This window comes from Streptomyces shenzhenensis (assembly GCF_021462265.1).
GTDB lineage: Bacteria > Actinomycetota > Actinomycetes > Streptomycetales > Streptomycetaceae > Streptomyces > Streptomyces shenzhenensis.
The window spans coordinates 1-14,112 of record NZ_JAJONF010000049.1; the positions used below are offsets into that span (position 1 = coordinate 1).

General features: G+C 66.8%; 12 protein-coding genes and 1 pseudogene. 10 read left to right on the forward strand and 3 right to left on the reverse strand.

The features are described from left to right. Positions 1 to 625 precede the first annotated feature (625 nt). The 4 genes from LQ326_RS38945 (at position 626) to LQ326_RS38960 (ending at position 5,202) form a co-directional block, all read left to right on the forward strand. Positions 626 to 2,032 (forward strand): helix-turn-helix domain-containing protein, encoded by a 1,407-nt coding sequence (locus tag LQ326_RS38945; RefSeq protein WP_268208143.1) that lies wholly within the window; start codon positions 626 to 628, stop codon positions 2,030 to 2,032. Further along, entirely contained in the window at positions 2,029 to 2,757 is a 729-nt protein-coding gene (locus LQ326_RS38950; RefSeq protein WP_234543805.1) for an HAD family hydrolase, read from the forward strand. The genes LQ326_RS38945 and LQ326_RS38950 overlap by 4 nt, the downstream gene beginning before the upstream one ends. Positions 2,758 to 2,899: 142 nt before the next feature. Then, entirely contained in the window at positions 2,900 to 4,330 is a 1,431-nt protein-coding gene (locus LQ326_RS38955) for a helix-turn-helix domain-containing protein (RefSeq protein ID WP_234543806.1), read from the forward strand. Beyond that, a complete protein-coding gene (locus LQ326_RS38960; RefSeq protein ID WP_234543807.1) occupies positions 4,327 to 5,202 on the forward strand; it encodes a phosphotransferase family protein in 876 nt (291 codons plus the stop codon). The genes LQ326_RS38955 and LQ326_RS38960 overlap by 4 nt, the downstream gene beginning before the upstream one ends. 343 nt (positions 5,203 to 5,545) lie before the next feature. Here LQ326_RS38960 and LQ326_RS38965 read toward each other — a convergent pair whose 3' ends face one another. Then, on the reverse strand, positions 5,546 to 6,229 hold the full coding sequence (locus LQ326_RS38965) for a hypothetical protein (protein WP_234543808.1): 684 nt from the start codon (positions 6,227 to 6,229) through the stop codon (positions 5,546 to 5,548). Between LQ326_RS38965 and LQ326_RS48930 the strand changes: the two are divergent. From LQ326_RS48930 to LQ326_RS38985, 5 genes and pseudogenes are all read left to right on the forward strand, one after another. Further along, positions 6,218 to 6,342 (forward strand): annotated as a pseudogene (locus LQ326_RS48930) (IS5/IS1182 family transposase); the annotation flags it as partial. The gene LQ326_RS38965 and the pseudogene LQ326_RS48930 sit on opposite strands and share 12 nt — an antisense overlap. Before the next feature lie 172 nt (positions 6,343 to 6,514). Continuing rightward, a complete protein-coding gene (locus LQ326_RS38970; RefSeq protein ID WP_234543809.1) occupies positions 6,515 to 6,871 on the forward strand; it encodes a hypothetical protein in 357 nt (118 codons plus the stop codon). Positions 6,872 to 6,876: 5 nt separating this feature from the next. Then, a complete protein-coding gene (locus tag LQ326_RS38975; RefSeq protein WP_234543810.1) occupies positions 6,877 to 8,178 on the forward strand; it encodes a radical SAM protein in 1,302 nt (433 codons plus the stop codon). Next, entirely contained in the window at positions 8,175 to 9,083 is a 909-nt protein-coding gene (locus LQ326_RS38980) for a radical SAM protein (RefSeq protein WP_234543811.1), read from the forward strand. Before LQ326_RS38975 ends, LQ326_RS38980 begins: the two co-directional genes overlap by 4 nt. Before the next feature lie 7 nt (positions 9,084 to 9,090). Beyond that, complete coding sequence (locus tag LQ326_RS38985; RefSeq protein ID WP_234543812.1) at positions 9,091 to 9,876, forward strand: hypothetical protein; 786 nt, start codon at positions 9,091 to 9,093, stop codon at positions 9,874 to 9,876. Between the two features lie 49 nt (positions 9,877 to 9,925). Here LQ326_RS38985 and aspS read toward each other — a convergent pair whose 3' ends face one another. After that, on the reverse strand, positions 9,926 to 11,248 hold the full coding sequence (aspS, locus tag LQ326_RS38990; protein ID WP_234543813.1) for an aspartate--tRNA(Asn) ligase: 1,323 nt from the start codon (positions 11,246 to 11,248) through the stop codon (positions 9,926 to 9,928). A gap of 1,178 nt (positions 11,249 to 12,426) precedes the next feature. Here aspS and LQ326_RS38995 point away from each other — a divergent pair. Further along, a complete protein-coding gene (locus tag LQ326_RS38995; RefSeq protein ID WP_234543814.1) occupies positions 12,427 to 12,861 on the forward strand; it encodes a hypothetical protein in 435 nt (144 codons plus the stop codon). 578 nt (positions 12,862 to 13,439) lie between these two features. Here the strand turns inward: LQ326_RS38995 and LQ326_RS39000 are convergent. After that, positions 13,440 to 14,102, reverse strand: a complete 663-nt coding sequence (locus LQ326_RS39000; protein WP_234543815.1) for a recombination directionality factor — start codon at positions 14,100 to 14,102, stop codon at positions 13,440 to 13,442. Positions 14,103 to 14,112 lie beyond the last annotated feature (10 nt).

Below are 14,112 nucleotides of genomic sequence, written 5' to 3' on the forward strand. Positions count from 1 at the left end.
AGGAGTCGGCGAGGTAGAAACCGAACAGCGCGCAGACGACCGCGTGGCCCGCCTTCAATCCGCTCTTTTTGACGAGCAGGAACGTGATGAACCCCAGCACGACGACGGCCGAGACACTAACCGCCATGCCGGACCTCGACGCTCCGTACGCCAGCGGACCGCGTCAGGGACAGCCAGTGAAGGAGCGCGGACGCGCGGGTGCACGTGTTCCGCGGGCCGGGCGGAAACAGCCACGACGGCTCCGCGGGACCCGACGACCTCCGCGACAGGAAGTGTTCAGAAGCAACGCCAACTCGACCTGAAGCGAACATCATCGGGAGACTCCTGTGCGTCCGAAGGGACCGACTGAGCCGCTTGACCGGGCGACTTCTGTCACCGGAACGCGGGCTGGCCCCCAAGACTGTTCACTGAACGGAGATTACGCACATGCCGAAGGTGATATCACTAAGGTGATTCCGGCTTCGGGACAGGAAGTCCGGGGAACCGCACATCTCGCTCGGGGGAGGGAAGGGTGCCTCGCCAGGCGCAACGGCGTTGTGATCGATGCGGCTGCTCCCTGAGCCAGTACAACTCGGATTCCGTGTGCGCCGCCTGTGCCCGCTCGCAACCCAGGCAAGCTCATTTCATGCCGTTCATCCCGGAACACGTCTGGACGGACACGGAAGTCCGAAGTGCGCTTGGCGACTGGGATTTCAGCCGGGCCAGCCGCCTCATCCGACTCCGAAGCGGCCTTCGCCAGGAGGACATGGCCCAGCTCACCGGCATGAGCCAGTCCTTCCTGTCCATGCTGGAGTCGGGCAACAGACGGCTCACCAACATCGACAAGATCATCGAGTTCCTGACGGGCCTCGGCGTACCAGCCGAGTTAGTCGCCCTTCCTCTCCCGCATGCTCACGGCCCAGCCCAGCAAGCGCCCCAGGCCCCGTTCGCCGGCGACGCCGATCCGAGCCTCCCCTGGACCTCGGCCCGTATGGTGGAGGCACTGAACAGCGCGGTAGGAGGCAGCTCGATGAACCGTCGACGATTCCTCACCGCGAGCGGCATCGCCCTCACCACCTTCGTCAACGCCTGGGACACCGCCGAAGCCGAACCCCTCACCAGAGCGGCAGAGGGAAGCCAGCTCACCGGCGACCTGCTGGACGCCCTGCAACGCACCACCGACAGTCTCCGCACCATGGACGCGAGCGACGGCAGCGGAACCCTCACCGCTCTGGGGAACAGCCACCTCCAGTTCCTCAAGCACCTGCTGGAGGAGACCTCGTACGACGAGGAGACCGGACGCCGCCTCGCGGCGATCATCGCCGACACCGCCACGCAGACCGGCTGGTTCGTCTTCGACTCCGGCGACCGGGACCGTCCCCTCAGCTACCTGTACGCGGCCCTGCGCGCGGCGAAAGCCTCGCAGGACGTACGGCTGGGCGCCGGCGCCCTGTCCTACATAGCCATCCACGGCTACTCCACCGGGTCCCCGCACCACGCCGTGGCCGCGGCCCAGCGGGCCCGGGAGAGGGTCAGGCACCTCGGCACACCGGCACTCGAAGCCATGCTCCTGACGCGGCAGGCCCGCGGGCACGCCAAACTCGGCGAACGCCAAGCCGCCCTCACCGCACTCGGACGAGCGGCCGAACTCTGCGCCCAGGGCCGCTCCGAACACGACCCGCACTGGTTGTACTGGGTCAACGAGGGCGAGATCCACGGCCAGACGGGCAGCTGCCACCTCGACCTCGGCGACCCGAGCAGCGCCGCCGCCAGCTTCACCAAGGCACGGCAGGCACTCAACCCGGCGGACCACCGCACCCGGGGCCTGTTCCTCTCGCGTGCCGCCACCGCCCACGTCGAGCAAGGCGACGTAGAAGCCGGGGCCGCCGCGGCGCACGAGGTCCTCGACCTGGCCGCGAAGCTCCGGTCGGCCCGGCTCGACAGCCACGTCGCGGACATGATCCACGGACTCCGTCAGGTCGCCCACAGCCCGTACGCTCAGGACGTACTGGAGCGACACGCCGCCATGCCGGCAACAGGGAGCCGAATTTGACCGCCACACCTCGGATCCTCGTCCTGTGGGACATCGACCGCACCCTGTTGTACGTCGGCGACATCGACAGGCAGGTCTACCGGGAGACCTTCGCCGAGATCGTCGGTCGCCCCGCGGAGCGCCTCCCGGCAAGAGGTACCGGCGTCACCATGCCCCTGGCGATCCGGTCCCTGCTGACGGACAACGGCGTCCCCGAGGCAGAGGTCCCGCACCTGTTGCCGCGCATGGTGGAACTCCTCCCCCAACGCCTCGCCGCACACACGGAAGACCTTCGCCAACAAGGTGTCCTCCTGCCCGGAGCCGTCCCCGCCCTCAAGAACGTGCAGGCCCAACCGGGATACGCACCGACGGTCGTCACGGGAAACCTCAAGCCCAACGCCCTTCTGAAGCTCCAGGCGTTCGGCCTCACAGGCTTCCTGGACACGGAGATCGGGGGGTACTCGTCCGACAACGACCACCGCCCGAGTCTCGTAGCCGTCGCCCAGAAACGTGCTCACGCCAAGTACGGCACACGCTTCTCCCGCTCCAACACGGTCATCATCGGCGACTCCCTCGAAGACGTCCGCACTGGCCTCGAAGGCGGAGCACCCGTGATCGCGGTCGCGTCCGGTAAGACCTCCGCCGTCGATCTGGCGACGGCCGGAGCCGACGTCGTACTCGACAGCCTCGAAGACGTTCCGCGACTTCTGGAAGCGATCACGACACTGACCCGCTCCGGCCTCTGAGCACACCCCGCCGCCCACCAGCTGGGGTATCACCGGCGTGATACCCACCCGCGAGCGCCCGCACGTACGCTGCCGTCCGCAGACGAGGAACGGGGGCGCGATGTCGAGGAAACCTCGCACATGCGCCGGCTGCGGATGCCGGTTGAGCCAGTACAACCTCGACGAACGGTGCGCGGTATGCGCCCGTACCAAGGGGTGGAAACCGCAACCAGTCCGCAGCATCCCGGACGCGGTGTGGACCGACCGCGACATCCAGACCGCCATCGCGGCATGGGACTTCGGCCGTGCAAGTCGACTCATCCGGGAGAGAGCCGGTCTTCGGCAGGAAGACATGGCGTCCATGGCCGGCCTGAGCCAGGGCTTTCTGTCGATGCTCGAAGCCGGTAGCCGCCGTCTCACGAACCTCGACAAGGTCGCACGGTTCCTCGAAGGCATCGGAACGCCGGACGCTCTACTGGCTCCGCCTTTTCGCGACCAAGGTACGTACGAAGTCTCCGTCTCCGCACAGGTCGGATGGGCGCCCGTCGACGTGTCTCCCGCCGTGACCGAGCCCACGGACCTGAACCAGTGGGCGGCCCAGGCTGCCGCGCAGTCCCTGCACTTCGCCGACGACATCACGAAGAGCAACGTCAGTGAAGTGGAACTCGAAGGGATCGAGGCCACCCTCGCCAGGATCGCCGGCGACTACGTCCACACACCGCTGCACCGGATCTTCGCCGACCTCGTGTCGACACGGGATCACCTCTTCGGCCTGCTGAACGGCCGCCAGCCTCTCGGTCAGACCAGAAAACTGCTCCTGCTCGCCGGCACCAGCTCCCTGTTGCTCGCTCACGCGTCGCAGAACCTCGGCGACGAGGACGCCGCCGTCGCGCAGTTACAGACAGCCTGGACACTCGCCGAACAGTCCGATCACAACGACCTGCGAGCCTGGGTGAAGGGCACGGCCGCCCTGATCGCCGAGTGGTCGTCGCGACGGCAGACAGCCCTCGACTACACACGGCAGGCGGCCCTGCTGTCCCCCGGTGGAGAAACCCGTATCCGGATAGCGGCGATCGAAGCGCGCGCGGCGGCTCGCATCGGCGACCGCCGGACTGCCATGGACGCCATCGAGGAACTGAAACGGGCCCGGGACCGGCATGGAGCTCCAGACGCGCTGACCCGGTTCGGAGGCCTCCTCGCGTTCCCCGAAGCGAAGCAGCACTACTACATCGGCGGAACCTTCGCGCTCCTTGGTGAGCATCGACTGGCCGAGCAGCACGCGGCCACGGCCATCGAGCTCTACAAGGCCGGCCCTCCGGAGCAGCGGTCGTACGGTGACGAGGCCTTGGCGCGCCTCGACATCGCGACAGCGCGGATCACCGCAGGTGAGATCGAGGGAGCCGGAGAGCACCTTCGGCCCGTCCTGGATCTCCCGGCGGACCGACGAATCTGGCAACTCGGCGACGCCGTGCAGTCAGTGGCTAGGCTGTTGGAGCAATCGCGGTTCGCCCGGAGCCCCGTCGCGCGTGAACTCGCCGACGCGGCCCGCGGGTACCAGGCGATAGACACCCGAACGAAGGTCCTTGCCCCATGACGACGACGGCCTCTGCCGAGTCCGCCGCCCGCATGGCCTGCCGAGCGTCAGGCCTGGCAGACCAGTCACTGACCCGACTCCACGAGCACGCCACGTCCGTGTTCCTCCTTGCCGACGAAGGCATCGTCGTACGCGTCAGCTCCCTCTCCCAACGGCCACGTCTCGATACAGCGGTGTCGCTGACCCGCTGGCTTGTCACGAACGGCTTCCCGGCGACGGAGCCCGCGGATCTTCCCCAGCCGCTCGTCTACGATCCGCACGCGGTGACGTTCTGGCACCACTACCCGCAGCCGGAAGGCAGCGGGCCACCGGCCGGCTCTCTGGGCGTCCTGCTACGTGAACTCCACTCCTTGCCGGCGCCACCGATCCCGCTTCCCCGGTTTCAGCCCCTCACCTCGTTCAAGAGCTCCGTGGAGTCGAGCTGCTACCTGTCCTCGCCCCAGCGTGAGTGGCTGGCCGCGCGGCGGGAGGACCTTCTGGACAGCTACGGCAAGCTCGACTTTCCTCTGGGCCAGGGTCACATCCACGGCGACGCCTATCCGGGAAACACCCTCTGGGGTGGTGACGGCGTGCGGCTCGGCGACTGGGACGAGGCTGCGTTCGGCCCTCGTGAGATCGACCTGGCCAACACCTTCCAGGGGGTTCGGTTCGGGCGCACTGCCGCGGACCTTGACGAATTCAGCCTTCGGTATGGATACGACATCCGGCGATGGGATGGGCTGCCTGTACTGCGCGCGATGCGAGATCTGCACACACTCGGCGCCTTCATTCGGCGCGCGGATCGAGGGGACAGGGCGGCCGGAGAGCAGCTTTCACACCGGATCGCGACGCTCGTGGACGGGAGTGAAACGGCCTCCTGGAGTACGGCCTGATCCGGGGCTTTTCGGAAGCGGCTGAAGGCGCACGCCCCACACACCCGTTCGTCCTGGCTGAGATCGCGGCCGACGTTCCGGCGAACGGTACGGACGGCCGCTCCAAGCTCGGGAACGCTGGTGTCCCCCATAGAGGTACGGGTCGGTCACTGCCAGTGGAGGCGAGGATGCGGCCGTCGGTGCTGAACAACACGGACCGCACCGGCCCGGTGCGGCCGGTGAGCATGGCACGGACCTGCCCCGTGCCCATGTCCTACAACCGCACTGAGCCCTCGTCACCTCCGGTGGAGTGCGCCTCAAGTCCTCTTCTGGCCCCGGAACGGCTCACTGAGCCCCCTGCCCGTCAGCTGGACCTTGCGGCCTGTGCTCGTTCTGCAGCAAGTAGGCGGTCAAGGTTGTCCCGCGCGCTGTCGAGCGCAGCGAGGATCCGCGTGCGGGTCTGGTCGAAATGGGAGTCGACCTCGACACCGAGGTCATGGCGCAGTGTGACCCTCAACAGGTAGACACCATCAGACAGCGGACCGCTGAACCATTCCTTGGCCCGCTGGTACGCCTCGCCGAGGTCTCGGCTGCCCGGCAGCTGTTTCACAGCTGTGTACCCGACACCGAGCGACCTGTTGAGCGTCGAGGCCACCTCCAGGACACTCTTCCCCAGCGCCATCTGGGCCTGAGAGTACTGGTCGGCCCAGGCCTCCTTGGCCGCGTCGAGAACCGCCGGATCGACACTTTCGCCGCGTCCGGACGCCAGGACGGCGTCCCGGGCGGCGATCCGGTAAGCGCGGGCCGTGGTGTTGAGACGGGCATAGAGATCGCGCTTCGCCTGCAGCGCTCGCTCATCACGCTCCTGCTCCCGCTCACGATCGGCACGCCGGTTCTGCTCCGCTGCTTCGGCCGGCTTGCACGTTGGCTGAGCACCGCCCCGCCCAAGGTCCCGCCCAACGTCCCTCCGACGCTGATGAGCGCGACCGCAAGTGTCGTCACGTCCACAGAAACCCTCTCCCCCCAGAGGCTTCGCATGCTTGTCCATTCGTCTGGGTCGACGTGTCCAGCTCCGCCTTGCGTTTTCTGTCAGCTCAGCTACGGGGCCCTCCGCCAGCGACGCGGACCCGCTGGCGACATCTGGGCGCCGACCACCAGGCACGGGCGCGCCCCTTCTACGCTCCGCCAGCACGGACCGCATATCTCCCGGGTTATATCACCCCCGAAATGTGCTGTCCGCCCAGTGACGCGGAACGCTGCTTCCCGCACACCTCTCGTTGTGCACTGACATCACCGAAACCGACACAAACCGAGCACGGGAAAGGAGAGGGTCATGCCGACTCCCCGACGTACCAAGGGCGATCACCTGATCTACGCCGACGTCGTCGACTCCAAGAGCAAGGCGGGGGTCTGGATGGGCGAACGTGACGCATTCCAGGCCAAGCAGGCCGAGATCCTGGAAGCGTTGAAGGACAACACGGACTGGGTGCCCGTCGAGAACGCCATCATGGTGGTCAGCACCGAGCCCGCCGGCATCACGATCATCGCCGCGAACCCCACCCTTCCGGGCGTGATCGTCCTGGCGGACGGCGGCTCCCCGGAGGCCTCTGCACAGCTGCAGGCCACGGGGGAGGAACTCGTCCGCAAGCTGATGGCCGAGCGCGGCATCTTGGAAGAGGAAGCCGCGTAACACCGGTGGCCTCCTCACAGCTTCTGTGGGGGAAGTACATCCGGTACGACCGGGACGGCGAGGTCGCCCTCCTCGACCCGGTCACGCTGGACAGCGTGTACCTCGACCGCGGGGAGGTCATCGATCTCTCCGCGGTTCCCCCGACCGCGACACACACAGCTCTCGCCGAGCTCGGCTTCTCGCCGGACGGTCCCGACCGCGACCAGCGCGAAGCACTCCGCAGCCGACTTCAGAGACTGGGTCTGGAACCTTTACCCACACGGATCAGCGGTCTCCGGGTCGTCCTCACCGACGCCTGCAACATGAAGTGCAGTTACTGCTTCGTCAAGACGAACACCGGCAAGCCGGACATGACAGAGCAAGAGCTCACCGACGGCCTGACCTACCTCTTCGAGACCAACGCCGGCCGGGACGAGGTGGCCATCCAGTGGTTCGGGGGTGAGCCGACGACTCGGTTCGACCTGATGCAGCGCGGGGACGACCTCGCGGATGCCCTCGCCGAGCAACACGGCGTACGGCGCGTACGGCGCACCGTCGTCACGAACGGCGCCCGGATCACCGACGCCATGATCGATCACTTCTCCCGCTACCGCTTCGGCGTCGGGATATCCGTCGACGGGCCGCCCTCGGTCAACTCCGAGCACCGAAGACTGCTCGGCGGACAGCCGGCCGACGACCGCATCCAGCGCAACGTCGGCCGACTCCTCGGTGCGGACGGCATCCACGTGGGCTGCAACCTCACCCCCACGCCCGCGAACATCGGGCGCCTGGCCGAGACCGTCAAATGGATCATCGACGAACTCGGTCTGAAGTTCATCTACGCCAACACGCCCATCCCGGCTGGCGGGCGCTGGACTGTCGACGGCGGAGAACTCGCTGAGGAGTTGTACCAGGCGCGCCTGGTGGCCCTCGGCCGAGGCGGGATGATGTTCTCCGTCCTCGACCGGGCGTTCCAGGCTCTCGACCGGCGCCGCCCCATGCTCTTCGACCACATGCAGAGCGACCGGACGCTCAACGCCGCCCTGCTGCCCGGCAGCCGCGTCAGCCTGTGCGACATCAACTTCACCGAGCCGACCTTCCTGCACACTCTTGAGGAGTTACGTGCCGACCCGGCGCTGTTGGGCGGCATCGCCAAGGAGATCGCCCCGGTCCCCGACTGTGGCGAGTGCCCGGCTCTCGCGATCTGCGGCGGGCCCTCGCGCAACGAACAGCTTCTGATCGCAGGGGACCGGCCGGATCCGCAGATGTGCGCGTTCTACCAGAGCACGGTGGAGATCGCCGTATGGGACAGTACGGGGCTGCAATGAGCACCGTTGCCGCCCACCCCGCGACGTGGGTCACGCCACCTCGGAAGCGGTATCGAACCGCACTGGTCAGCACCGCGGGCCACTGCAGGATCGCCTGCGGGTTCTGCTTCCGCGCCGACCGCTCCCATGGGTTCCTGAACCTCGCCACCTACACCCGGACCCTGTCCCGGTTGAGGGAGATCGGCGTCGAGGGAATCTGCCTCACCGGAGGCGAACCCGCACACCACCCCGAGCTACGCCCACTTGTGCGCCTCGCCCACCAGTTCGGACTGCCAGTGTCCGTGGTCACTTCCGCTCGCGACACCGAGGACGTGGGCCGTCTGGCCGGCCTGGCCCACCTGCTCACGAACGTGACCGTCTCAGCCGACTCTGCCGGCGCCATGGAACTCGGCCTCACAACCCGGTCCGTGGCCTCAGCTATCACGACCCTGAGGCATGTCCCCGCGCAACGGCAGGTCCTCCACCTGACGTACTGGAAGCTCAGCGACCAGGAGTGTCAGGCCATCTCCCAACTCACCGTCGCAGCAGGGGTCGAGATCCAGCTCAGCCCCGTCGCCCTCGATGACGCCGGTCGGCGGCGCGCCGGTCACACCCTCCACAGCTACCTCGACCAACAGAAAGCCGACTCCGACCGCCTCGGCCGCTACTTCCACCTCACGCCACGGTTCCTGGAATACGTGACGGCGCTTCGGGCCATGCATCTCCGTCCCCAGGACCGCCCCCTTTGTTCGTCCGCCTCCCTGTACGTGTCCGCGGGCGGCGACATCCGCCGCTGCCCGTACGGCGGTACAGGAGTGAACGTCCAGGCGCCCCGGGCGGAGATCGCCCAGTTCCTCGATGCCGATCCACAGGATCGGATCACGCCCGAGTGCGCGGCCGTCTGCCGTGCCGACGAGACTTGGTGAGAGGCCCATGACGACGCTCGTCACCACAGCCGAGGAGTTCACCGAGCGGTGGCGGATTCCCCCGAACCTCCGCGTCGGCGGGGATCTGACCGACGCCGGCTACGCCTTCCCTCCCGCACGTGACGTCCTCGACGTCATCCGGAGGGACGAAGAGGTACGGTTCACGGTCCTCGGCGACGAGGACTGGTCGGTGCGCATGGACCGTACGGCGGCCTTCCGCACCGCCCCGATCGACGAAGTGGTCACCTGGAGCTTCCGCCTCGTCCACTTCAACCTCGTCCGCTTCTACGACGGACTCCTGAGCGGCTTCCAGCAGCACGTCATGATCCCGTGGCGGACCCAGATGTCCAGTTGGGGATTCACTTGGCAGCGGTGCGCGCCCATCCTCTTCATCTCCACGGCCGGCGTGTCCTCGACCTACCACAACGACAACTCGCACGGACTCGTGTGGCAGATCGAGGGCACGAAGACCTTCCACAGCTACAACGACCCCGACGAGCACCTCAGCGCCGAAGCCGCCGTGCAGAGTCAGACGACCGGAGAGGAGCCTCCGGAACACGACCCGGCTGAACGCCAGTCCGTGCGGATGGACCCAGGCGACCGGCTGTGGAGCCACGCGCTCACCCCGCACTGGGTCACCACCGAATCCCCGATGGCCATGAGCGTCACTCTGGCCCACGGAGGCCTGTGCCATCAGGGCCGCTTCTCTGACCGGGAGCTGGCGCTCCGCGCCTACTGGGACCGACGCCCCGAAGACGCCTGGAAGCTGGACCTGCGCAACGTCCGCTACTGACAGCAGAGCTGGCCCCGTGCCTCGGAGGCGCGGGGTCAGCTCCCTGTCTCTACGGAGTCAGCCGGTTCGGCCCCCGGAACAGGAACGTGGCTTCCCGCAGCGAGTCGAGTCCGAGCAGCACCATCAGCACGCGGCCGAGCCCCATCCCCAGACCGCCGTGGGGCGGGCACCCGTAGCGGAAGCAGTTGAGGTAGTCCTGCATGGGCTCGGGACTCATGCCCTTCTCCGCGGCCTGCTTGAGCAGTACGTCGTAGCGGTGCTCTCGCTGGGCGCCGGTCGTGACCTCCAGCCCCTTCCACAGCAGGTCGAAGCTGAGTGTCAGGCCGGGGTTGTCCGCCGGACGCATGTGGTAGAAGGGCCGGATACTCGTCGGATAGTGGGTGATGAACACCCACTCGTGCCCGGTCTCCTCCTTCACGTAGGAGGCAATGCCACGCTCACCCTCCGGGTCCAGGTCCTCCTTGATCCCTTCAGGGTCCCAGCCCTTCGCCCGCAGGACCTTCTGAGCCTCGGCCATCGTGATGCGCGGGAACGGCGTCGTCGGAACCACGACCTCAACGCCGAAGGTTTCCCTGATCGCGTCTCCGTGCACTTCGGCGACCTTGGTGATGGCGTGCGTGAGCATCCGCTCCTCGAACGCCATCACGTCCTCGACACCGTTGATCCAGGCGAGCTCGACGTCCACTCCCGTGAACTCGGTCGCGTGCCGGGACGTGAACGACGGCTCGGCCCGGAAGACGGGTCCGATCTCGAAGACCCTGTCGATGCCGGCCGCGATGGCCATCTGTTTGAAGAACTGTGGCGACTGCGCCAGATACGCGGAACGGTCGAAGTAGCCGAGCTCGAACACCTCGGCTCCGGACTCCGACGCCGTACCCATCAGCTTCGGCGTGTGCATCTCGGTGCACCCCTGCGCGTAGGCGTACTCGCGCATCCCCTGCTCCAGCGTGGTCTGCACGGCGAACAGCAGCCGCGCCTGAGGCCGGCGCCGTACGTCCAGGAACCGCCAGTCGAGGCGATGCTCCAGGCCTGTGTGCTCGTCGATGGGCAGGGGCGTCTCAGCTCGGTTCAGGATCTCGACCGACTCGGGAACGACTTCCAGGCCGCCGAGCTTCACGATCGGGTTCTCGACCACGCGGCCGGTGATCCGTACCGCGGACTCCGAGGTCAGTTGCTCCAGGGCGGCCTCGACCTCGTCGCCTTCACCCGAGCGTTTGTGAGTGACCTGCACCATCCCGGTGTGGTCACGGACGACAACGAACTGCATCTTGCTCTGCAGGCGGAGCGTGTTCACCCAGCCCGACACGGATACGGTCTGCCCGATGTGTTCTCGCAGGTCAGACACCAGCACGCGGCTAGTCGTGTGGATCATCGCAGCCCTCCAGGGGCGTCGTCATGATCCCTTGGGGGCGCGGACGAGAAGGGTACTCGCGGTGCCACCGCGCCTTTACCGCCGCTCAGGGAGAGCGGCGGCCTCATTCATGCCCGATGACGGGGGCCGGCCGACGGGGCATTGGACCGTAAGGCCGTTCCTCCCCGCACTCAGGAGTGTCTTCACATCGGGGCGTGAGATCGCCTTCCCAGCTGCCGGCAATTCTCTCGGCTCACGTGATCCCGAAGCTACTCGTCTCCATCAACGCGTTGCCAACGAGCATAGCGGGAACTCGATGGATACGACGGCAAGATCACGCCAGAGTGGGTACGTCGGCCCCTGAGCCATCTCCCGGTGCTCCCTCACTCCCGGCACCCAGGTGCAGGCACTGGCGCGTGCACCATCGCGATGGCAACTGCTGGTCCCGACCTGGTTGCGGTCCGGCCAGCCGCCTTCTTACCTCCTGGGGACGGACATCCATCACGTCATCCCAGGACCGAAGCCCACCGAGACGAGATAGATATATCACCGGTGTGATTTGAGTCCGACATCGATCACATTCTACACTCCGAATCAATTTAAACAGAAACACTCATTCGTTTAGCCGCTCCACGCAACCAAGCGGTACAGACAAAGGAAATCTCGCGGCCTTATCACGAACTCGGCCGGGCCCCTCACGGAAGGGCATGACAATGGATGAAACGTCACGCGTCGAAGTCCCGGTTGAGATCCTGTCGACCCTCAACGTGCCGCCAGGCAGGAGCACGAAGTACGTCTTCGGAACACCCGACAGGTCCACCTTCGAGGCCGTACGGCTCTGGGAAGGCGACCGCGGAGGCTACTCGGTGTGCATGTCCGCCCAGGCAGGATGCAGGTACGGCTGTACGCATTGCGCCACCACTTTCGCGCGTACGCCGTTCGTCCGGAATCTGCGCCCAGAGGAGATCACGGCTGCGGTTCAAGCGGTGACGGAACCGGTCCGAACACACCAAGGGCCCCTCGTCTGGGTCGACTTCGCCGGAGTCGGCGATGCCGCGGCGAACTGGACCCACGTCGCTACAGCCGCGAGAGCCATTACGGACCGCGACCTGGCGAAGCAGGTGAAGGTGACCAGCATTGCCCCACAGGGGTGGGTTCGAAGACTCCTACGGGTCAACGCCTGGTTACCGGACCGCTTCATGTTCTCCCTGCACGGCGCCACCGCTACCCAGCGCCAGGTGATCATCCCTCACGCGGACGATCCCTCAGCCGTCCTGCCGCTGTGGGCCGCTGTGGCCGAGCAACGCCCGGTGGTACTGAACTACGTCCTGTGCGAGCACAACACCCGGCCGGCGGACGAGGCCGCGCTCATACAGCTGCTCGCCCCGTACGCGGGCCGCTTCGTCCTGCTGCGGCTCTCCAGCATCAACCCCGTGCACGGCAGTCCCCTACGCCCGAGCACCAGGGAAGCAGACTTCATCGCCGCGCTGTCCCACGGTCTGGAGGGCTGGGTCGTCTCCCATCACCTCTCCGCCGGACGCGAGGCGGCCGCCGCCTGCGGGCAGCTGCGTTCGGAGATCCTGGACCTCACTCCGCCGACCAGCCGTTCGAGGCAAGCCGACACCACGGACTGAGCCGAGGTCCGGCGCTGGACGGGCCCCAGCTACGGCTGAGGCCGCACCCCGTGTTTGAGCTACACGGGCCTGCCGCGGCCCACGGATATGACCCCTCCGTCGGGACGAGGTGGAATGTGCGCCTGCGCCGCATGAACCGCGCGAGCCGACACGACGGCCCACTCCGAGGCCGTAACCCCACCGGGCCAAGGCTGCCCCAAGGCTCTGCCACCCCAGGGTGCTGCTCCAGTGGGTGACGCGAATGCCCAGGCCAGGAGCCTCGCTTGCCGCTCCGCTCCAGGGACTTTTCAGGGACTTTCAGCGCTGTCCGAGGGATTTCCGAGGGACTCTTTGCGCCGCGTAACGCGGCAAGCCCTTGAAAGATCGGAAAGGGCCTCCGACGCAGATCAGAGGCCCTTTCCCAGGCAAAGCCGCAGGTGGCGGCAGACGAGTCGGGCTGTACGCCGGGTTCTGTTCAGCATGCGACACGGACGCCAGAACATCTGATGAGCTCAACGGCGGGCAGGTGCACCATCCGGACGGACAAGTTCCACCGGCTGCCATTACGGCAAAACCCTGCTACCTCACTCCTCTCTCCATCAGGCAGCCAGATGCAGACCAGCTTGGGTCACCGGAAGACGTCGCACGGAGTGCACCTCCGGATACGTAAACGAGACATCGAGCCCCGACCTGGTCGCCAAGCGCTGCTCTCGAAGGACCAACTCCATCTGCACCGGCCCGCCAGTTCGCTCCACCTTGTGAGACACCGACTCCAATGATTCGTAGAACTGCCATGCCGACGACTGAAACGAGAGCTCACCCAGCCCCGGAGCTGCCGCTAGGCAGAAGACCACACGGGCATCAGGCCTTGGCCCCGCCCCAGCCCGCGCAGCCGCCTTGCGTTCAAAGGGGCCATCGGGGCACCCGCAAGGCTTCCCCTCGTCCGGCATCGGGGGAAAGGACTTCGAACCGTCGCAGGCGTGGACGAGGCCCCGTTCGTTCTCCAGAGCCAGCCGGTGCCTCACATTGGCCACACTGGCGACAATCACCGCGATTCCTTCTGCGTAGAGCTTCCGGACATGAAGGTCACCACCGGAAGCTGCACACGCCGCCTCTCCCTGATACAGCTCGGAAGCGCGCTCCGCGACTTCCCTGCTCTTGGTGGTCAAAAGCCAGGAGCGAAGCCCTGCCCGTCGCCCGGTCCTCCACTCTTCCGCCGTGATCTGGCCGACGAGTTTTTCACGTCGGTGCATCTGGGCCATGCCAGCACTC

What these genes read in the sequence shown, in the direction of transcription:
- LQ326_RS38945 (WP_268208143.1), top strand. Translation starts at nt 626, where the DNA reads ATGCCGTTCATCCCGGAACACGTCTGGACGGACACGGAAGTCCGAAGT.
- LQ326_RS38960 (WP_234543807.1), top strand. Translation starts at nt 4,327, where the DNA reads ATGACGACGACGGCCTCTGCCGAGTCCGCCGCCCGCATGGCCTGCCGA.
- LQ326_RS38965 (WP_234543808.1), bottom strand. Translation starts at nt 6,229, where the DNA reads ATGGACAAGCATGCGAAGCCTCTGGGGGGAGAGGGTTTCTGTGGACGT.
- LQ326_RS38970 (WP_234543809.1), top strand. Translation starts at nt 6,515, where the DNA reads ATGCCGACTCCCCGACGTACCAAGGGCGATCACCTGATCTACGCCGAC.
- LQ326_RS38980 (WP_234543811.1), top strand. Translation starts at nt 8,175, where the DNA reads ATGAGCACCGTTGCCGCCCACCCCGCGACGTGGGTCACGCCACCTCGG.
- LQ326_RS38985 (WP_234543812.1), top strand. Translation starts at nt 9,091, where the DNA reads ATGACGACGCTCGTCACCACAGCCGAGGAGTTCACCGAGCGGTGGCGG.
- aspS (WP_234543813.1), bottom strand. Translation starts at nt 11,248, where the DNA reads ATGATCCACACGACTAGCCGCGTGCTGGTGTCTGACCTGCGAGAACAC.
- LQ326_RS38995 (WP_234543814.1), top strand. Translation starts at nt 12,427, where the DNA reads ATGTTCTCCCTGCACGGCGCCACCGCTACCCAGCGCCAGGTGATCATC.
- LQ326_RS39000 (WP_234543815.1), bottom strand. Translation starts at nt 14,102, where the DNA reads ATGGCCCAGATGCACCGACGTGAAAAACTCGTCGGCCAGATCACGGCG.